The sequence below is a fragment of the Pseudomonas sp. P4_C4 genome, assembly GCF_056402055.1.
The window spans coordinates 253,507-272,443 of record NZ_JBFUID010000001.1 but is presented as its reverse complement, the minus strand read 5'-3'; the positions used below and the strand labels follow the sequence as shown (position 1 = coordinate 272,443).

At 59.7% G+C, this 18,937-nt stretch carries 18 protein-coding genes; 13 read left to right on the top strand and 5 right to left on the bottom strand.

What is annotated here, in order from left to right; genetic code table 11:
• Nucleotide 1 precedes the first annotated feature (1 nt).
• The 3 genes from AC1DXW_RS01260 to AC1DXW_RS01250 all read left to right on the top strand — a co-directional run bounded on the left by AC1DXW_RS01260 (nucleotide 2) and on the right by AC1DXW_RS01250 (nucleotide 2,959).
• Entirely contained in the window at nucleotides 2–457 is a 456-nt protein-coding gene (locus AC1DXW_RS01260; RefSeq protein WP_477754620.1) for a MaoC family dehydratase, read from the top strand.
• 114 nt (nucleotides 458–571) lie between these two features.
• On the top strand, nucleotides 572–2,290 hold the full coding sequence (locus AC1DXW_RS01255) for a C13 family peptidase (protein WP_477759718.1): 1,719 nt from the start codon (nucleotides 572–574) through the stop codon (nucleotides 2,288–2,290).
• A 27-nt stretch (nucleotides 2,291–2,317) separates the two neighbouring features.
• The gene (locus AC1DXW_RS01250) at nucleotides 2,318–2,959 is read left to right on the top strand and encodes an oxidoreductase (RefSeq protein WP_477754618.1); all 642 of its coding nucleotides are present in this window, start codon (nucleotides 2,318–2,320) and stop codon (nucleotides 2,957–2,959) included.
• 116 nt (nucleotides 2,960–3,075) lie between these two features.
• Here AC1DXW_RS01250 and AC1DXW_RS01245 read toward each other — a convergent pair whose 3' ends face one another.
• From AC1DXW_RS01245 to AC1DXW_RS01230, 4 genes are all read right to left on the bottom strand, one after another.
• The gene (locus AC1DXW_RS01245) at nucleotides 3,076–3,360 is read right to left on the bottom strand and encodes a YceK/YidQ family lipoprotein (RefSeq protein WP_108216327.1); all 285 of its coding nucleotides are present in this window, start codon (nucleotides 3,358–3,360) and stop codon (nucleotides 3,076–3,078) included.
• On the bottom strand, nucleotides 3,353–3,985 hold the full coding sequence (gene ubiX, locus AC1DXW_RS01240) for a flavin prenyltransferase UbiX (RefSeq protein WP_477754617.1): 633 nt from the start codon (nucleotides 3,983–3,985) through the stop codon (nucleotides 3,353–3,355). Before ubiX ends, AC1DXW_RS01245 begins: the two co-directional genes overlap by 8 nt.
• Complete coding sequence (mpl, locus tag AC1DXW_RS01235; RefSeq protein ID WP_477759717.1) at nucleotides 3,982–5,331, bottom strand: UDP-N-acetylmuramate:L-alanyl-gamma-D-glutamyl-meso-diaminopimelate ligase; 1,350 nt, start codon at nucleotides 5,329–5,331, stop codon at nucleotides 3,982–3,984. The genes ubiX and mpl overlap by 4 nt, the downstream gene beginning before the upstream one ends.
• Before the next feature lie 165 nt (nucleotides 5,332–5,496).
• Nucleotides 5,497–7,413, bottom strand: coding sequence for a sigma-54-dependent Fis family transcriptional regulator (locus AC1DXW_RS01230; protein ID WP_477759716.1), 1,917 nt, complete (start codon nucleotides 7,411–7,413; stop codon nucleotides 5,497–5,499).
• 299 nt (nucleotides 7,414–7,712) lie between these two features.
• On the opposite strand from AC1DXW_RS01230, the gene exaC reads away from it, so the two are divergent.
• The 9 genes from exaC (at nucleotide 7,713) to AC1DXW_RS01185 (ending at nucleotide 17,167) form a co-directional block, all read left to right on the top strand.
• Nucleotides 7,713–9,233, top strand: coding sequence for an acetaldehyde dehydrogenase ExaC (gene exaC, locus AC1DXW_RS01225; RefSeq protein WP_477756304.1), 1,521 nt, complete (start codon nucleotides 7,713–7,715; stop codon nucleotides 9,231–9,233).
• Nucleotides 9,234–9,481: 248 nt separating this feature from the next.
• Nucleotides 9,482–10,852: an ethanolamine permease gene (gene eat / locus AC1DXW_RS01220; protein WP_477756305.1), complete on the top strand. Its 1,371-nt coding sequence runs from the start codon at nucleotides 9,482–9,484 to the stop codon at nucleotides 10,850–10,852.
• Between the two features lie 195 nt (nucleotides 10,853–11,047).
• Entirely contained in the window at nucleotides 11,048–12,442 is a 1,395-nt protein-coding gene (locus AC1DXW_RS01215) for an ethanolamine ammonia-lyase subunit EutB (protein WP_477759715.1), read from the top strand.
• Nucleotides 12,443–12,450: 8 nt separating this feature from the next.
• A complete protein-coding gene (gene eutC, locus AC1DXW_RS01210) occupies nucleotides 12,451–13,275 on the top strand; it encodes an ethanolamine ammonia-lyase subunit EutC (RefSeq protein WP_477752886.1) in 825 nt (274 codons plus the stop codon).
• 114 nt (nucleotides 13,276–13,389) lie between these two features.
• On the top strand, nucleotides 13,390–13,851 hold the full coding sequence (locus tag AC1DXW_RS01205) for a GNAT family N-acetyltransferase (RefSeq protein WP_007990572.1): 462 nt from the start codon (nucleotides 13,390–13,392) through the stop codon (nucleotides 13,849–13,851).
• Between the two features lie 225 nt (nucleotides 13,852–14,076).
• The gene (locus AC1DXW_RS01200) at nucleotides 14,077–14,733 is read left to right on the top strand and encodes a DedA family protein (protein WP_477752885.1); all 657 of its coding nucleotides are present in this window, start codon (nucleotides 14,077–14,079) and stop codon (nucleotides 14,731–14,733) included.
• 4 nt (nucleotides 14,734–14,737) lie between these two features.
• Nucleotides 14,738–15,550 (top strand): M90 family metallopeptidase, encoded by an 813-nt coding sequence (locus AC1DXW_RS01195; RefSeq protein ID WP_477752884.1) that lies wholly within the window; start codon nucleotides 14,738–14,740, stop codon nucleotides 15,548–15,550.
• Between the two features lie 113 nt (nucleotides 15,551–15,663).
• Nucleotides 15,664–16,191, top strand: a complete 528-nt coding sequence (gene ppa / locus AC1DXW_RS01190) for an inorganic diphosphatase (RefSeq protein WP_007894323.1) — start codon at nucleotides 15,664–15,666, stop codon at nucleotides 16,189–16,191.
• A 229-nt stretch (nucleotides 16,192–16,420) separates the two neighbouring features.
• A complete protein-coding gene (locus AC1DXW_RS01185; RefSeq protein WP_477752883.1) occupies nucleotides 16,421–17,167 on the top strand; it encodes a LexA family transcriptional regulator in 747 nt (248 codons plus the stop codon).
• Nucleotides 17,168–17,484: 317 nt separating this feature from the next.
• Here AC1DXW_RS01185 and AC1DXW_RS01180 read toward each other — a convergent pair whose 3' ends face one another.
• Complete coding sequence (locus tag AC1DXW_RS01180; RefSeq protein WP_477752888.1) at nucleotides 17,485–18,498, bottom strand: PDDEXK nuclease domain-containing protein; 1,014 nt, start codon at nucleotides 18,496–18,498, stop codon at nucleotides 17,485–17,487.
• Between the two features lie 190 nt (nucleotides 18,499–18,688).
• On the opposite strand from AC1DXW_RS01180, the gene AC1DXW_RS01175 reads away from it, so the two are divergent.
• Nucleotides 18,689–18,931 carry a hypothetical protein gene (locus tag AC1DXW_RS01175; RefSeq protein ID WP_477752882.1) on the top strand — a complete coding sequence of 81 codons (243 nt, stop codon included), beginning with the start codon at nucleotides 18,689–18,691 and terminating at the stop codon, nucleotides 18,929–18,931.
• Nucleotides 18,932–18,937 lie beyond the last annotated feature (6 nt).

Sequence of the window (18,937 nt, the reverse complement as noted above, 5' to 3'; positions counted from 1 at the left end):
AATGCCCTATGTTCCAGTTGCAGAGCTCAAAGATTATGTCGGCAAGGAACTTGGACGTTCCGAATGGCTCACTATCGATCAGGAGCGCATCAACCTGTTCGCCGAAGCCACAGGGGATTTTCAGTTCATCCACGTCGACCCGGTCAAGGCCGCGCAAACGCCATTTGGCAGCACCATCGCTCACGGCTTTCTGTCGTTGTCGCTAATCCCGAAACTGATGGAAGACATCCTCGTCATGCCCGAAGGCTTGAAGATGGTGGTCAACTACGGCCTCGACAGCGTGCGCTTCATTCAGCCGGTCAAGGTCAATTCGAAAGTGCGACTCAAGGTCGACCTGACCGAAGTCACCGAGAAAAAACCCGGCCAATGGCTGCTCAAGGCCACCACCACCCTGGAAATCGAAGGTTCGGACAAGCCGGCATACATCGCCGAACCCCTGTCCCTGTGCTTCGTATAAACCTTCCCGGATGCGAAGCAGCTCATGCTGTTTCGCGCCTTCTCGCGGTACCTCACCCTATATAAGGACACATAGCTGCGGCATACTCCCTCGCCTAATTGCCCGGAATCCGCTATGCGCCCACTTGCACTCCTTGCCTTGACCCTGATGCTCACCGCTTGCGGCGACGGCGAATCGCTTTTGGCCCCCGACGCCCGCCTGCCGGATGGCGGACGCTATCGCGGTGACCTGGTCAATGGCTTGCTGCAAGGCAAGGGGCGCATCGACTACCCGAACGGCAGCTGGTACGCCGGCGAATTCGACAAAGGCCAGTGGCATGGCCAGGGCGAATGGCACGGCAGCAACGGCGAGGTCTATCGCGGGCAGTTCAATCAGGGACTGTTCGACGGCCAGGGGGCGCTGACCACCAACGCCAGCAGTTACGGCGGCGGGTTCAAGGCCGGCCGACGCGACGGCGAAGGCACCCTCAAAGAAAACGGCATGAGCTATCGCGGAGAGTTCAAGGCCGATCAATACGCCGGCCTGGGTCGCCTCGAACTCGAAGACGGCAGCGCCTATCAGGGCCAGTTCGCCCACGGCAAACCCAATGGCGAAGGCCAGCGCAGTGACGGCAACGGCAATCAGTTCACCGGGCACTTCGTCGACGGCCAACTGGAAGGCAACGGCACGTTCAACAGTGCCGATGGCGACATCTATGTCGGCAGCTTCAAGAACAATCAACTGCACGGCAAAGGCCGCTACGAAAACGCCGACGGCGATGTTTGGCTGGGCCAGTTCAAGGAAGGCTCGCTGAACGGCAAGGGCGAGTTGATCGGCACTGACGGCAGCCACTACATCGGCCAGTTCAATGACTGGCGCTTTTCCGGCCAGGGCCGACTGAACCTGTCTGACGGCAGTTTTTACACAGGCCAGTTCGACAACGACAGTTACCAGGGGCGCGGCACATTGGTGTTGACCGATGGCACCGTGCTCAGCGGCACCTGGATCAACGGCCAGCGCGTACGCGACGCCGAGGGCAAATTGTTGCCCGACACCCTGGAGCTCGGCCTGCTGGCCCAGGGGCGCCTGCTCGACACAGCGCTGGCCAACATTCCGCCCTCGACCCCGGCGGTGGAACTGTATTCGTTGACCCTGGGCGGTGATGGCAAGCAAAGCGTGTTTCTGCGCGAATCCGACTACGTCGCTAATATGCTCACCAGCCGTTTTGGCGCTTTCGGCCAGATCCGCCTGGTGAACCATCGCGATCACCTCGCCGACCGCCCGATGGCGACTCGGGAAAACCTGCGCCGTGCCGCCCTGACGCTGGCCGAACGCAGCGGGCCGGAAGACCTGATTTTCATCTACCTGACCAGCCATGGCACCAGCGAACACGAACTGGTGCTTGACCAGCCACGCATGGAGTTGGCCGACCTGCCAGCCGACGAAATGGCGGCTGTTCTCGCCCCGTTGAAAAACCGCGACAAGATCATCGTGATCTCGTCCTGCTACTCCGGCGGTTTCATCCCCGCCCTCAAAGATGAACGGACCCTGATCATGACGGCCTCGCGGGCCGACCGAGTGTCCTTCGGTTGCTCGGAGGAAGCCAACTTCACCTACTTCGGCGATGCCCTGTTCGCCCAGGCCCYGAACCAGACCGATGATCTGGAACAAGCCTTCAAACTGGCCAAGGCCACTGTCGCCGAACGTGAACTGGCGGACGGTTTCGAAGCCTCCGAACCACAGATCTGGGCACCGAAAACCGTCCTCTCGCATTGGCAACTACTGCGCAAACAGCAGGCACGAAAAGCCCTGCAAAGTGCGTCTATGGAAAGCAAGGATGCAAACAGCAACTAAGCTGAACAGTATCAAGGGAGAAACACTATGTACTTGACGCCTCAGCACGTGTTGCTTGCCGGAGCCACCGGTTTGACGGGTGAACACCTGCTTGATCGCCTGCTTAACGAGCCAACGATTACCCGGGTATTGGCCCCCTCACGCCGGCCCTTGGCCAAGCACCCCCACCTTGAAAACCCGGTCGGCGACCCGGCGGAGTTTCTGCAAGAGTTGAACGGTCGTGTCGACATCGCCTACTGCTGCCTGGGCACCACCATCAAACAGGCAGGCTCGGAACAGGCGTTCCGCGCGGTGGACCTGGACATGGTCGTGGCCTTTGCCAAACGCGCACGGGAGTTGGGCGCAAGGCATTTGATCGTGATCAGTGCTCTCGGAGCCGATCGCAGATCCTCGATTTTCTACAACCGGGTCAAAGGCGAGATGGAGTACGCACTGCGCGCGCAGGACTGGCCGCAGCTGACTATTTGCCGCCCTTCGCTGTTGCTGGGCGAACGCACCGAACCGCGACTGGGCGAGAAAGTCGCCGGCCCGTTGTCACGGCTGATCCCTGGCAAATACCATGGTATCGAGGCCTGCCAACTGGCCCGGGCAATGTGGCGCCTGGCGCTGGAAGAGCAGGACGGGGTCAGGATTGTCGAGTCGGATGAGCTGAGGAAGTTGGGCAAGTAGCCTGTGGTGCCTGAGTGGGTCTCATCGCGAGCAGGCTCACTCCTACAATTGATCTGCGTCGTTCACAAATCCAATGTGGGAGCGAGCCTGCTCGCGATAGAGTGCGAAGCGCTCTCTTACAACCCACCTGTCGCCTGAAAGCTGACCCCGATCACCGTCAGCAATGACAGCGGCAGCAGCAGCGTGTCGAGCAACGCACTGGCCGGCAGGTCGACGCCTGGATAGCTCGGTGCTTCCGCGCCAAAACGGTCCTTGGCGCAGCACCCACCGTTCATCGCGTACAAATCCAGACGAGTCCCCGAGTACACCACCGGCGCGCCCGGCTTCGCCGCATCGAGGGTGCGCGCCGTGGCGCACCCGACCAATTGCAGCGCCAGTACCATCACCAGCAGCTTATTCATCACTGGTCATATGATGCTCGCCCCAGCGCGGCAACATGTCCTGAGGAATATTCAGCAGGTTGAGAATCCGTGCCACGACGAAATCGATCAGGTCGTCGATAGTTTGCGGCTGATGATAGAAGCCCGGAGATGCCGGCAGGATTGTCACGCCCATGTTCGACAACTTGAGCATGTGCTCAAGGTGAATGCTCGAATACGGCGCCTCGCGAGGCACCAGAATCAACTGGCGACGCTCTTTCAGCGTCACGTCGGCGGCACGCTCGATCAGGTTGTTGCAGGCACCCGTGGCGATCGCCGACAAAGTACCCGTCGAACACGGCACCACCACCATCGCCGCTGGTGCGCCAGAGCCCGAAGCCACAGGCGACATCCAGTCTTCCTTGCCGTACACCCGAATCTGCCCGGCGGCAGCGCCCGTGTATTCGGTGAGGAACGCCTGCATCATCTGCGGTTTGTTCGGCAGCGTGACGTCAGTTTCGGTGGCCATCACCAACTGCGCGGCTTTGGAAATCAGGAAGTGCACTTCACGATCTTCCCGCACCAGGCAGTCGAGCAGGCGCAAACCGTACTGGGCGCCGGAAGCGCCGGTCATCGCCAGGGTGATGCGGTCCGGGCCGTTGCTCATTTGAGCGCCTCGGCCAGCTTGCCGTGCAGGCCGCCAAAGCCGCCATTGCTCATGATCACCACGTGGGTGCCCGGTTGCGCCTGGCTCTTCACGCGCTCGATGATGCCTTCCAGCGAGTCGCTGACAATCGACGGCACCGTACACCGCACCGCAGTGCCGGCCAGGTCCCAGCCGAGGTTGGCCGGTGCATACCAGATCACCTGATCGGCATCGACCACGCTTTCCGGTAATCCGTCACGGTGCGCGCCAAGCTTCATGGAGTTGGAGCGCGGCTCGATGATCGCGATCAACGGTGCATCGCCGATGCGTTTGCGCAGCCCGTCGAGGGTGGTAGCGATGGCGGTCGGGTGGTGAGCGAAGTCGTCATAGATGGTGATGCCACGGACTTCCGCAACTTTCTCCATCCGCCGCTTCACGCTTTTGAAGGCGCTCAACGCGGCGATGCCCATGGACGGCACCACACCGACGTGGCGTGCGGCAGCCAGGGTCGCCAGGGCGTTGGCGACGTTGTGCTGGCCAGTCATGTCCCACTCGACCACACCCTGGGCGACGCCATCGAACATCACTTCGAACTTCGAGCCATCTTCACTGAGCAGCTTGACCTGCCACTGACCGCCGGCACCGGTGGTTTGCACCGGCGTCCAGCAACCCATCTCGATAACACGCTGCAACGCCGGCTCAGTGGTCGGATGAATCACCAGGCCTTCGCTCGGGATGGTCCGCACCAAGTGATGGAACTGTCGCTCGATGGCCGGCAGATCCGGGAAGATGTCCGCGTGATCGAATTCGAGGTTGTTCAGGATTGCCGTGCGCGGACGGTAGTGCACGAACTTGGAACGCTTGTCGAAGAACGCACTGTCGTACTCGTCGGCTTCGATGACGAAGAACGGCGTATCGCCCAGGCGCGCCGACACCGAGAAGTTTTGCGGCACGCCGCCGATCAGGAAGCCCGGGGCCATGCCCGCGTGCTCCAGTACCCAGGCCAGCATGCTGCTGGTGGTGGTCTTGCCGTGCGTACCGGCAACGGCCAGTACCCAACGACCTTGCAGCACGTGATCGGCCAGCCATTGCGGGCCGGAGACGTAAGGCAGGCCTTTGTTCAGCACGTACTCCACCGCCGGGTTGCCCCGGGACATGGCGTTGCCGATCACCACCAGATCGGGGGCCGGATCGAGTTGCGCCGGGTCGTAGCCTTGGGTCAACTCGATGCCCTGGGCTTCCAGCTGAGTGCTCATCGGCGGATAGACGTTGGCATCGGAGCCCGTCACGTGATGGCCCAGCTCTTTGGCCAGAACCGCCATTGACCCCATGAAAGTGCCGCAGATACCAAGAATATGAATGTGCATAGTCGACCTCGTAAAACATGGCCGCAGGTTAGCTTAGGGAGGGGAAAATCGCACCTGATGTTTCAATGGCGCTCAGCGCAAAACCTGTAGGAGCCGGCTTGCCGGCGAAGACAATCTCCAGACCGCCTTCGCCGGCAAGCCGGCTCCTACAGGTCGACGTAGCAATTACCGAGCGATGCCGTGTTTACGCAGCTTCCGATAGAGGGTATTTCGACTGACCCCCAACTGCTCAGCCGTATGCGTCATGTGCCACCGCGTCTGCTCCAGCGCATTGAGTAACGCCAGCCGCTCGGCATCATCCAGCGGATGCTCTGATGGCTCCTCGATAGCCTGCGCCGCCACCGGCCGCGCCTGGCGAATCATCGCCGGCAAATCTTCCAGACCGATCCGCCCGTCCTCACACAGTGCCGCCAACGTACGCAGCACATTACGCAACTGCCGCACGTTGCCCGGCCAGGCGAATCCCAATAAGGCCTCCCGCGCCGGCCCGTCGATCAACACAGTTTCTGCGCCTGCCTCCTCGGCCAGCAAAAAGTCGAGCAACCGGGATTTGTCGCTACGATCACGCAAGGCCGGCAACGCGACTTCCAGCCCGTTGAGCCGGTAATACAAATCCTCACGGAAGCTGCCGTCCTCCACGCGACCCAGCAAGTTGCGGTGAGTGGCACTGATGATCCGCACATTCACCGCTTCCGGCTCGCCGCCGATCGGCACCACTTGCCGGTCTTCCAGCACCCTCAGCAATCGCGTCTGCAGGGCCAGTGGCATGTCACCGATTTCATCGAGGAACAACGTGCCGCCATCGGCCTGTTGCAACTTGCCGCGCATGCCTTCCTTGCGCGCGCCGGTGAAACTGCCACCGCGATAACCGAACAGCTCGCTTTCGATCAGGCTTTCAGGAATGGCCGCGCAATTGAGGGCGACGAAGGCTTTTTCCGCCCGCTGGCTGGCGTGGTGCACCGCTTTGGCAAAGGCCTCCTTGCCGGACCCGGTTTCGCCGTTGATCAGCAGCGGCACGTCGCGTTCGTAGACGCGCAAAGCCTTACGGAAGTCCGCCTGCAACGTCGCGTCATCCAGGCAAATGCCCGACAGGCGCGGTACTTGTGCAACCTTGGCAGTTGGCACCATCGGAATCGGCAGCGACCGCCGTGCCTCACCGCGCAATACCGCGAACAGCTTGCGACCATCGCGGGTGCGCAACGGCCAACTGGCGGCGGCATTGGTGCTCGCGCGACCGAGCAACTCATCGAGCGAGCAATCGAAAAACGCCTCCACCGGCTTACCCAGCAAGCCGCCGCGAATATGTCCCAGCAGGTTCAGCGCACTCTGGTTGACCGCGCAAATTCGCCCTTCTCCGTCGAACGCCAGCAACCCTTCGCTGAACAAACCGACGGACTCGGCCTGCAAGTGAAAACGCAACAACCATTGGTTGTCGAAGCAGCGCAGGAAGTAGCAGCTCTCGATCATCTTCGCCGACAGATTGACCAGCGCCATGGTGTGAAACTGGCTTTGCCGCGACACGTCGCGCCGCGCCGACGACACGTCGAGCACCGCCAGCAGTTCGCCATGGGGATCGAAGACCGGGCTCGCCGAACAGGTCAGGCCGGTGTGGCGGCCGCGAAAGTGTTCGTCCTGATGGATGGTCAGCGACTGACGCTCCACCAGGCAGGTGCCGATGCCGTTGGTGCCTTCGCAGGCCTCGCTCCAGTCGGCGCCGAGCCAGAGCCCGGCACGCTCGAAAATCTGCCGTTCTGCGGGCGCGGTGACGCAATTGAGGATCACGCCGCGGGCGTCGGTCAGCAATACCGCATGGCCGGCACCGGAGAGCTGCTGGTGCAGGCTGGTCATTTCATTGCCGGCGATGTGCAGCACTTGCTGCAAGCGTTCGCGGCTTTCGAGGACGCGACCATGTTCCAGCACCGTCGGCGCGATGCTCAGGGCCGGATCGAGGTGATAGTCCTCAAGGCAACGCAGCCAGGAACGGGCGATGGACGGATCGCTGCCAGGGCCGTGCAGGTGGGCCTTGCCCTGGGTCACGGTCAATACTTGCTGGGCATGGCGACTCAAATGGTTGTCGTGCATTTCTTATTATTCTCCCCGGGGCTCGGCGTCCCGTGCATGAGGTGATGCCGAGCATCCTCCAGCCTGGCCTGCATTGCAATGCTTGCAAGTCTACCCAGTCACAGGTTGTGCCAGAAGCGGTACAAAGTGTCACGCCGGCTGTACCGAAAGCGTCACAGGCATGTTCCATCCGTCCGACAAAAAATGCGCAAGGCCTTGATTTGCCTGAGCTGCAGCGCACTGGCCCGTCCCTTGCTCTACGCTTAAAGCAAGCGCACATGCGCGACTCCCTATAAGCACAAAAGCAAGGAGAGACCACCATGCGTTACGCTCACCCCGGTACTGAAGGCGCTATCGTTTCGTTCAAAGCCAAATACGGTAACTACATCGGCGGCGAGTTCGTCGCGCCTGTCAAAGGTCAGTACTTCACCAATACCTCGCCAGTAAATGGCCAACCGATTGCCGAATTCCCCCGTTCCACGGCCGAAGATATCGACAAGGCCCTGGACGCTGCCCACGCCGCTGCCGACGCATGGGGTGCCACGTCCGCCCAGGCGCGCTCGCTGGTGCTGCTGAAAATCGCCGACCGCATCGAGCAGAATCTGGAAACCCTGGCAATCACCGAATCCTGGGACAACGGCAAAGCCGTGCGCGAAACCCTCAACGCCGACATCCCGCTGGCCGCAGACCACTTCCGCTACTTCGCCGGTTGCCTGCGCGCCCAGGAAGGCAGCGCTGCCGAAATCGACGGCAACACCGTGGCCTATCACATCCATGAACCGCTGGGTGTGGTCGGGCAGATCATCCCTTGGAACTTCCCGATCCTGATGGCCGCCTGGAAACTCGCCCCGGCCCTCGCCGCCGGTAACTGCGTGGTGCTCAAGCCTGCCGAGCAAACCCCGCTGGGCATCACCGTGCTGGTCGAACTGATCGGCGACCTGCTGCCACCGGGCGTGCTGAACATTGTGCAAGGTTTCGGCAAAGAAGCTGGCGAAGCGCTGGCCACCAGCAAGCGCATTGCCAAGATTGCCTTCACCGGCTCGACCCCGGTTGGCTCGCACATCATGAAATGCGCGGCCGAAAACATTATTCCGTCCACCGTGGAACTGGGCGGCAAATCGCCGAACATCTTTTTCGAAGACATCATGCAGGCCGAACCGTCCTTCATCGAGAAGGCCGCCGAAGGCCTGGTGCTGGCGTTCTTCAACCAGGGCGAAGTCTGCACCTGCCCTTCCCGCGCCCTGGTGCAAGAGTCGATCTACGACGAGTTCATGAAAGTGGTCATGAACAAAGTCCTGCAAATCAAACGTGGCGACCCGCTGGACACCGACACCATGGTCGGCGCCCAGGCGTCAGAGCAGCAATTCGACAAAATCCTTTCGTACCTGGAAATCGCCAAGGGCGAAGGCGCCGAGTTGCTGACCGGCGGCAAGGTGGAAAAACTCGAGGGCAACCTGGCGAGCGGGTACTACATCCAGCCGACGCTGCTCAAGGGCACCAACAAAATGCGTGTGTTCCAGGAAGAAATCTTCGGCCCGGTGGTGAGCATCACCACCTTCAAGGACGAAGCCGAAGCCCTGGCCATCGCCAACGACACCGAGTTCGGCCTGGGTGCCGGCCTCTGGACCCGCGACATCAACCGCGCCTACCGCATGGGCCGCGCCATCAAGGCCGGTCGTGTGTGGACCAACTGCTACCACCTGTACCCGGCACACGCCGCGTTCGGTGGTTACAAGAAGTCCGGCGTCGGCCGTGAAACCCACAAGATGATGCTCGACCACTACCAACAGACCAAAAACCTGCTGGTGAGCTACGACATCAATCCGCTGGGCTTCTTCTAAGCCGACGAATCTGAATCGGGCGTAGGAGCTGCCGCAGGCTGCGATCTTTTGATCTTCGCTTGTCGGTGGCTCCAGTCGTCTGATTGAAAAGATCGCAGGCTTCGCCAGCTCCTACAGGAAAAGCGCTCCAACTCACATACCAAACATAGCCCTGCTGCTCTGGCACGGGCTTTGCGTGCCCGCATCACAGATAAATGCCATACCCGAAAGTCCAACAGATCAAACAATAAAAAAGACAGAGAGGACTTATGACTTCTTCCACACAGCTCAAACCCACACTCGGCACCCTGCATCTATGGGGCATTGCCGTCGGCCTGGTGATTTCCGGCGAGTACTTCGGCTGGAGTTACGGCTGGGGCACCGCAGGCACACTGGGTTTTCTCGTCACCGCACTGATGGTGGCGACGATGTACACCTGCTTCATCTTCAGCTTCACCGAACTGACGACTGCGATTCCCCACGCTGGCGGGCCATTTGCCTATAGCCGCCGGGCCTTTGGCGAAAAAGGCGGATTGATTGCCGGCATCGCCACCCTGATCGAATTCGTCTTTGCACCACCGGCCATCGCCATGGCCATCGGCGCCTACCTCAACGTGCAATACCCGGAACTGGACCCGAAGATCGCCGCCGTTGGCGCCTATTTCGTGTTCATGGGCCTGAACATCCTCGGCGTCAGCATCGCAGCCACCTTCGAGTTGGTGGTCACTGTGCTGGCGGTCGCCGAATTGCTGGTGTTCATGGGCGTGGTCGCCCCGGGCTTCAGCTTCAGCAACTTTGTGCTCAATGGCTGGTCGGGCGCCAATGAATTCACGATGGGCTCGATTCCCGGTATTTTCGCCGCCATTCCCTTCGCGATCTGGTTCTTTCTCGCGATCGAAGGTGCAGCCATGGCCGCCGAAGAAGCCAAGGACCCGAAACGCACCATCCCCAAGGCCTACGTCAGCGGCATTCTGACCCTGGTGTTCCTGGCCATCGGCGTGATGGTGATGGCCGGCGGCGTCGGCGACTGGCGTCAACTGTCGAACATCAACGATCCGCTGCCCCAGGCGATGAAAGCCGTGGTCGGCAACAATTCGACCTGGATGCACATGCTGGTATGGATCGGCCTGTTCGGCCTGGTGGCAAGTTTCCACGGAATCATTCTTGGCTATTCACGGCAGTTCTTCGCCCTGGCTCGCGCCGGTTACCTGCCTAAAGGGCTGGCCAAACTCTCGCGCTTCCAGACGCCGCATCGGGCGATTCTAGCCGGCGGCGTGATCGGCATCGCGGCGATCTACAGCGATGGCCTGGTCAACCTGCAAGGCATGACCCTGACGGCGGCGATGATCACCATGTCGGTATTCGGCGCCATCGTGATGTACATCATCAGTATGCTGAGCCTGTTCAAGCTGCGTAAAACCGAACCGAACCTGGAACGCACCTTCCGCGCCCCGGGCTATCCGATCGTGCCGGGGATCGCACTGTTTCTGGCGGTGGTATGCCTCGTGGCGATGGCGTGGTTCAACACCTTGATCGGCCTGATTTTCCTCGGTTTCATGGCTGCCGGTTACCTGTACTTCCAGCTGACTGCCAAGCAACGTTCCGAGGCACCGGCAGACGCTATGCTCGAAGGTATATGAGATGCACCGGCGCCGGGCCACGAGCCTGGCGCCTGCATTATTGAAGTGCATGCAAATGCCCTGTGGGAGCGAGCCTGCTCGCGATGACGGTGTGTCACTCAGCACATGTTGCGGATGCAAGACTGCTATCGCGAGCAAGCTCGCTCCCACAGAAAAGCGGATCGAATTTTTAAATTGATCAGGAGGCCCCGCCCCATGGCCGTATATGCCCATACCGTCGGCGCCCAGACTTACCGCTTCGACAGCCTCAAGGAAGTGATGGCCAAGGCCAGCCCCGCGCGCTCCGGAGATTTTCTGGCCGGCGTCGCAGCCCTTAATGACGGCGAGCGTGTCGCGGCACAGATGGCTTTGGCCGACACGCCGCTAAGCCACTTCCTGCAGGAAGCGCTGATCCCCTACGAATCCGATGAAGTCACCCGTCTGATCATCGACACCCACGACAAACAAGCCTTTGCGGTCGTCAGCCACCTCACCGTCGGCGGCTTTCGCGACTGGCTGCTCAGTGATGCCGCCGACGAACAGGTCCTGCGCGCCCTCGCTCCCGGCCTCACCCCGGAAATGGCCGCCGCCGTGTCGAAGATCATGCGCGTGCAGGATCTGGTGCTGGTGGCGCAAAAAATCCGCGTGGTCACACAGTTTCGCGGCACCCTGGGCCTGCGCGGTCGACTATCCACACGCCTGCAACCGAACCACCCCACCGACGAACCGGCCGGTATCGCCGCTAGCATTCTCGACGGTCTGCTGCACGGTAATGGCGACGCAATGATCGGCATCAACCCCGCCACCGACAGCATCGCTTCGATTTGCGCCATGCTGGAGATGCTCGACGCGATCATCCAGCGCTACGAAATCCCCACCCAGGCTTGTGTGCTGACCCATGTCACCACATCGATCGAAGCGGTCAATCGCGGTGTCCCGTTAGACCTGGTGTTCCAGTCGATCGCCGGCACCGAGGCGGCCAACGCCAGTTTCGGCATCAACCTCAACTTATTGCAGGAAGGTTACGACGCAGGATTGAGCCTCAATCGCGGCACACTGGGTAAGAACCTGATGTACTTCGAAACCGGCCAGGGCAGTGCCCTGTCGGCCAACGCCCATCACGGCGTCGATCAACAAACCTGCGAAACCCGCGCCTACGCCGTCGCGCGGCATTTCAAACCGTTCCTGGTGAATACCGTCGTCGGCTTCATCGGCCCGGAATACCTGTACAACGGCAAACAGATCATCCGCGCCGGCCTGGAAGACCACTTCTGCGGCAAATTGCTCGGTGTGCCCATGGGTTGCGACATCTGCTACACCAACCACGCCGAAGCCGACCAGGATGACATGGATACCCTGCTGACCCTGCTGGGCGTCGCCGGGATCAACTTCATCATGGGCATCCCCGGCTCCGACGACATCATGCTCAACTACCAGACCACCTCGTTCCACGATGCGCTCTACGCCCGGCAGACCCTCGGCCTGAAGCCCGCACCGGAGTTCGAGCAGTGGCTGGCAAAAATGGGCATCTTCACTCAAGCCGATGGCAGGGTTCTCTTCGGCGACAGCCTGCCGCCAGCCTTCCGGCAGGCCTTGGCGCAACTGGGATGAGCATTGACATGGATAAACTACCCTTCGATCCACACAACCCCTGGCTGGAGCTGCGGCGCCTGACGCCGGCGCGAATCGCTCTGGGCCGCACCGGCACCAGCATTCCCACTCGCGCACAACTGGACTTCCAATACGCCCACGCTCAGGCGCGGGATGCGGTGCACTTGCCGTTTGACCATGCCTCCCTCAGCGCGCAATTGGCCGAACGTGATCGCCAGTGTCTTTTGCTGCACAGTGCGGCGACGGATCGCAACACGTACCTGCAACGCCCCGATCTGGGGCGAAAACTCAGTGATGCCTCGGCGCAGACCCTGCGTGATTACGCGACGGCCCATCCGGGAGGCGTGGATCTGGTGATCGTGGTCGCCGACGGCCTGTCGGCACTGGCCGTTCATCGCCATACCCTGCCGTTTCTGACGCGTTTCGAAGAGCAAATGGCAGACGACAGCTGGACTGTTGCGCCAGTCATACTCGTGGAACAGGGCCGGGTGGCCGTCGCCGATGAGATCGGTGAGTTGCTTGGCGCAAAAATGACCGTGATTCTCATCGGCGAACGCCCTGGCCTCAGCTCCCCGGACAGCCTGGGTTTATATTTCACCTACAATCCCAAGGTCGGCCTTACCGATGCCTACCGTAATTGCATCTCCAATGTCCGGCTTGAAGGGCTGAGCTACGGCATGGCGGCACACCGTTTGCTGTATTTGATGCGTGAAGCCTGCCGGCGGCAGTTGTCAGGGGTCAATCTGAAGGACGAAGCGCAGGTTCAGACACTGGCGTCGGACGCGGAGGCCGACATGAAAGCTAATTTCCTGCTCGGCCCGCCGAATGCCTGAACCGCTTCTGCATTGCACATTCGTACCAGTTTCAGGCAGGATCGTTGCGCGGCCGCCAAGGGTTTCCCATCGCCGTCAGAGACGTAAGACAGCCACTTGAAGACGAGACCTACCATGCGGATTATTCAAGCGACCCTCGAACACCTGGACCTGCTGACCCCGTTGTTCGTCAAATATCGCGAGTTTTATGGCTCCCTGCCGTATCCGGACTCGTCCCGGGCGTTCCTCGAAAAACGCCTGCGTCGCAAAGAGTCGGTGATCTACCTGGCGTTGTCCGATGACGACAGCAACAAACTGATGGGTTTCTGTCAGCTTTACCCGAGTTTCTCCTCGCTTTCGCTCAAACGCGTGTGGATCCTCAACGATATTTATGTCGCCGAGGACGCCCGCCGCCAGTTGGTGGCCGACAACCTGATCCGCACCGCAAAAAAAATGGCCAAGGAAACCAATGCCGTGCGCATGCGTGTTTCCACCAGCAGCAACAACGAAGTCGCGCAGAAAACCTATGAGTCCATCGGATTCAAGGAAGACACCGAATTCAAGAACTATGTGCTGCCGATCAGCGACGAACTCTGAATTACCTGCACCTGTGGGAGCGAGCAGGCTCGCTCCCACAGGTTCGGTATCAAGCCATCGGTCTTGTCATGACATTCCCCGCTACAATCTCGACGCGATTTTCACCTCTCGCCTCGTATAATCCCGAACTCCCCGGCTTGTAAGAAAAACTACCCTTATCCGTAGTCTTACGCGAAGTCATCCGCACAGGCCTGCTGAGTCGGGCCGTTACCACAGGTGCTTTCCATGGATTTCAACCCGATCGACATCGTCCTGCATCTCGACGTCTACCTCGACATGCTTGTAACCAACTACGGGGCATGGATCTACGCCATCCTGTTTATGGTGATCTTTTGTGAAACCGGCCTGGTGGTCATGCCCTTCCTGCCGGGCGACTCCCTGCTGTTCATCGCCGGTGCCGTGGCGGCCGGTGGCGGCATGGATCCGGTACTGCTCGGCGGCCTGCTGATGCTGGCGGCGATTCTGGGCGACAGCACCAACTACATCATCGGACGAACGGCGGGTGAAAAACTGTTCAGCAATCCGAATTCGAAGATCTTCCGTCGTGACTACCTGCAACAAACCCACGACTTCTACGACAAGCATGGCGGCAAAACCGTGACTCTGGCGCGCTTCATGCCGATCATCCGCACCTTTGCACCGTTCGTCGCCGGTGTTGGGAAAATGCCTTATCCGCGGTTCTTCGCCTTCAGCGTCTTTGGCACTGTCCTGTGGGTCGGCGGGCTGGTGACGCTCGGTTACTTCTTCGGCAACGTACCGTTCATCAAGAAGAACCTGTCGCTGCTGGTAGTCGGCATCATCCTGTTGTCGTTGGTGCCAATGATCATTGGCATGGTACGTAACCGCCTTGCAGGTTCGAACTCCAAAGCCGAATCGCGCTGACACGATGTGGTCCCTGAGCGCCTGGCGTCGCCGGCGCACCTTGGCAAAGCACCCGATTGCCGATGACATGTGGCAACGGGTGCGCCATTACCTGAGTTTTCTCGATGGCCTCAGCGCCGCCGAAGACCAATGGCTGCGCGAAGCCTGCGTGCTGTTCCTCGAAGACAAGCACCTGAGCGCCCTGCCCGGTGTCGAACTGCATCAGGAACAACGCTTGCTGCTCGCAGCCCAGGCGCAACTGCCGCTGCTGCACCTCGGCGACCTGAACTGGTATCAGGGCTTCCACGAAATCATTCTCTACCCCGACGACTTCCTCAGCCCCCAGCGCCATCGCGATGCCAGCGGCGTCGAGCACGAATGGGACGGAGAACACAGCGGTGAAGCCTGGCAGCAAGGCCCGATCATCCTCGCCTGGCCCGGCGTAATGGCCAGCGGAGGCTGGGAAGGCTACAACCTGGTGATCCACGAACTGGCGCACAAACTCGACATGCTCAATGGCGTCGCCAACGGCCTGCCGCCGTTGCATGCCGACATGCGCGTCAGCGACTGGGCCAACGTCATGCAAGAGGCCTACTACGACCTCGACCGGCAACTGGAACGCAATCCCGATGCCGAAACGGCCATCGACCCGTATGCCGCCGAAAACCCTGCCGAGTTCTTCGCCGTCACCAGCGAATACTTCTTCAGCGCCCCGGATTTGCTGCACGAGGCTTATCCACAGGTGTACCAGCAGCTGAAGTTGTTCTATCGCCAGGACCCTCTGGCGAGGTTGAAGCAACTAAAGGCGCATGACCCTGTCTATCAGGCACACCAGTGAGCGCCATACGACTTCTGGTGCGTGGCGTCGATCCAGGAATATGCCTATAATCGCCGCCACTTTTTGGTCAATCCGGCCAAGTGTTTTTGGTCAACTAACGGGGGCAACGCCCAATGAGCTACAGCAAGATTCCGGCTGGCAAAGACCTGCCGAACGACATCTACGTCGCGATCGAGATTCCGGCCAACCACGCGCCGATCAAATACGAAATCGACAAAGACAGCGATTGCCTGTTCGTTGACCGTTTCATGGCCACCCCAATGTTCTACCCGGCCAACTACGGTTACATCCCGAACACCCTGGCTGACGACGGTGACCCCCTCGACGTGCTGGTCGTAACCCCTTACCCGGTTGCTCCAGGTTCGGTGATCCGCGCCCGTCCGGTCGGCATCCTGAACATGACCGACGATGGCGGCGGCGATGCCAAGGTCATCGCAGTCCCACACGACAAGCTGTCCCAGCTGTACGTCGACGTGAAGGAATACACCGACCTGCCAGCGCTGCTGATCCAGCAGATCGAGCACTTCTTCGCGAACTACAAAGATCTCGAAAAAGGCAAATGGGTGAAGATCGAAGGCTGGGCCGGCGCAGACGCCGCCCGCGACGCGATCACCAAGTCGGTTGCTGCCTATAAAGGTTAAGAGCGGCCGCGAGCTTCAAGCGACAAGCTTCAAGAAAAACCCTGGTTGAACCAGGGTTTTTTGTGGGCGCTTGATAAGTGCGCTAAACATAACGTTTAACCCTGCTCGATCTTGGTTTTTATTTGTTTAAAATTCCCCAAGAGCGTCTTACATCCCGTCGTAAATTTCCCGCGAAATTTGAACGAGACGTTTATTCAAACCCTTGTTAGCCGCCAGTAGACTCGCGTTCATGAAAAAGAACACTAGCGGCCCACGCTTCAAGGCTCTCCTCGAAGCAGCGAACATCACGACCACCGGATTTGCCGAATTCCTGGATACGGCTCCGCAAAATGTACATAACTGGTACACCCGCGGTGTGCCCGCCCATTGCATGGAAGAAGTCGCCAGAAAACTCTCCGTCAGCAGCGACTGGCTGAAAACCGGCGAAGGCTCGAAAGATGCCCAGCACCTGCGCCTGCTCGAAGACTCCGGCAACATCTTCGATGCCCAGACCATCCGCGGTGTCTATACAGTCATCGAGCCTGTCGACGTCGAACTGCCATTCCTCAAAGAAGCTGTCACTGCCCCGGGTTCCAACATAACCCACGTTATAGAAGACCCCGAGAAATCCATCCGCCTGCCCCGCAGCCACCTCGATTCCCTGGAAATCAACCACGCCGACGCCATCTGCGCCCTTATGAGCGGCAATAGCATGGGCGAGAAAATTGAAGACGGTTCGACCCTGGCGATTGACCGTGGCCTGACCCAGATTGTCGATGGCGAGATCTACGCCATCGAACATGACGGCATGCTGCGCATCAAGTACCTGCACCGACTACCGGGCAACTCCCTGCGACTGCGCAGCCACAACCGCGCCGAATACCCGGATGAAATCTTCAGACCCGCCCAAATCGAAGAGCAGAACATCAGGGTGCTGGGCTGGGTGTTCTGGTGGTCGACCCTGAACAAACGGCGGCCGGCGCTGCCGTTTCTTTAAGCGCTCCAGAACGCCCATCGGCCGCCCACCCGGCCGCCCACCCGGGCGGCCAAACGGCTCTGCCCGGCACTTCCCGCTGGGAATTTTCGTCAAACCTGCGTATGCTGCGCCCCACATTTGCGCATCGATCCGCCTTGCGGCTCAGATGCACTGACCTGACAGATGACTTTCTCACCAGGTCCCACAGCCGGACGCAAGATCCGGGTGTACGTTTTGAAGGCTGGCGCGGTTTACCAAAAATGATCCAAGCCAGTCCCCGAGAAGCCGGCCACAAGCCGGCTTTTTAATGTCTGAAAGAAAGTGATTCACGACAAAAATCACTCAACCCCTTCAGTATTCAGCGCATAAAACTCCTGCAACTTGGCTTGCAACAGTTTCTTGTCTGGCAATTGGGTGTGGTACTCCGCGATCAAGGCAGGCGACAGCGAGCGGTTCAGGGCGTACTCGACGATTTCGTCCTCTTTGCTTGCGCATAACAATACGCCGAGCGCCGGGTTTTCGTGTGGTTTGCGGACATTGCGGTCCAACGCTTCAAGATAAAAATCCATCTTCCCCAGGTATTCCGGCTCAAAGCGCCCGACCTTGAGTTCGATCGCCACCAGGCAGTTCAGCCCACGGTGGAAAAACAACAGATCCAGCGCAAAGTCACGCCCACCTACCTGCAACGGATATTGCGAACCCACAAAGCAGAAGTCCCTGCCCAGTTCGATCAGAAAGTCCCTGAGTTTGTGCAGCAGGCCTCCATGCAAGTCTGTCTCTGCATGTCCACGCTCCAGAGCCAGAAACTCGACCACATAGGTATCCTTGAACACATCCAGGGCCTGGGGATGAATTTGTCGCAGCGGTGCTGACACTTTTGCCGGGCTGACCACTGAACGCTCAAACAGAGCCGCCTTGAACTGACGCTCCAGTTCGCGGCTCGACCACTTTTCCTGGATTGCCATGCGCAGGTAAAACTCACGCTCCTCCGGGCGTTTGCTCTGGTTGAGGATGATCATGTTGTGTGTCCAGGGCAATTGTCTCAGCAGTGCTGAGACTTTTACGTCATGCCTGTACGCTTCGAAAAATTGACGCATACGAAACAAATTAGGCCGGGTAAAGCCCCGCAGTCCGGGCTGAGTACGAGCGAGGTGAGTGGCTAATCGAGCCACCACCCCATCCCCCCACTCCGCCGCTTCAATTTTGCGACTGATATAGGCCCCAACCTGCCAGTGCAACTCGATCAGCTCGGTGTTGACCGCCTGCATGGCGCGTTGTCGCGCTGTCACGATCAGTTGGGTGATTTCGTTGAAAGCAGAATCGATAGAGGTATTGCCAGGAAGATCATTCACGTCAGGGCATTTCCATGTCGGTTGGAGGGCCCTCTCAATTACTCCTGATACCGACGCAAGAACATTCACAATGTATGTCTGCATGAAACAACGCTAACAAGCCTCTATCCCGTCCAAAAACCGCTCCCCTTACCCCGGAAGATGCTCTGCCGGTCGGACTTCGCTTTCAAGCTCAACGGGAACCTACGCAATGGATCTGCACATCCCGACCCTGCTGGTAGTCTCGGTCTTCGTTTTCATTCTGATGGGTTTGTTGACCTGTCATGCCTGGTGGCGTGAAACCCGCGAGCTTCCTCTGGCTTATCTGGGTGCAATGATGCTGCTGGCGGCGCTGGGTGTGGTGCTGATCAGTTGGCGGGGTCGATATTGTCCCGCTCGTTTTCAACCGCGAGTCGGGCTACGACCTTTCGAGCCTGCTTTCACAGGCGGATGAAACCCT

Coding starts and splice junctions, on each gene's coding strand:
- AC1DXW_RS01260 (WP_477754620.1), top strand. CDS start 2: ATGCCCTATGTTCCAGTTGCAGAGCTCAAAGATTATGTCGGCAAGGAA.
- AC1DXW_RS01250 (WP_477754618.1), top strand. CDS start 2,318: ATGTACTTGACGCCTCAGCACGTGTTGCTTGCCGGAGCCACCGGTTTG.
- AC1DXW_RS01245 (WP_108216327.1), bottom strand. CDS start 3,360: ATGAATAAGCTGCTGGTGATGGTACTGGCGCTGCAATTGGTCGGGTGC.
- ubiX (WP_477754617.1), bottom strand. CDS start 3,985: ATGAGCAACGGCCCGGACCGCATCACCCTGGCGATGACCGGCGCTTCC.
- mpl (WP_477759717.1), bottom strand. CDS start 5,331: ATGCACATTCATATTCTTGGTATCTGCGGCACTTTCATGGGGTCAATG.
- AC1DXW_RS01230 (WP_477759716.1), bottom strand. CDS start 7,413: ATGCACGACAACCATTTGAGTCGCCATGCCCAGCAAGTATTGACCGTG.
- exaC (WP_477756304.1), top strand. CDS start 7,713: ATGCGTTACGCTCACCCCGGTACTGAAGGCGCTATCGTTTCGTTCAAA.
- eat (WP_477756305.1), top strand. CDS start 9,482: ATGACTTCTTCCACACAGCTCAAACCCACACTCGGCACCCTGCATCTA.
- AC1DXW_RS01215 (WP_477759715.1), top strand. CDS start 11,048: ATGGCCGTATATGCCCATACCGTCGGCGCCCAGACTTACCGCTTCGAC.
- eutC (WP_477752886.1), top strand. CDS start 12,451: ATGGATAAACTACCCTTCGATCCACACAACCCCTGGCTGGAGCTGCGG.
- AC1DXW_RS01205 (WP_007990572.1), top strand. CDS start 13,390: ATGCGGATTATTCAAGCGACCCTCGAACACCTGGACCTGCTGACCCCG.
- AC1DXW_RS01200 (WP_477752885.1), top strand. CDS start 14,077: ATGGATTTCAACCCGATCGACATCGTCCTGCATCTCGACGTCTACCTC.
- AC1DXW_RS01195 (WP_477752884.1), top strand. CDS start 14,738: ATGTGGTCCCTGAGCGCCTGGCGTCGCCGGCGCACCTTGGCAAAGCAC.
- ppa (WP_007894323.1), top strand. CDS start 15,664: ATGAGCTACAGCAAGATTCCGGCTGGCAAAGACCTGCCGAACGACATC.
- AC1DXW_RS01185 (WP_477752883.1), top strand. CDS start 16,421: ATGAAAAAGAACACTAGCGGCCCACGCTTCAAGGCTCTCCTCGAAGCA.
- AC1DXW_RS01175 (WP_477752882.1), top strand. CDS start 18,689: ATGGATCTGCACATCCCGACCCTGCTGGTAGTCTCGGTCTTCGTTTTC.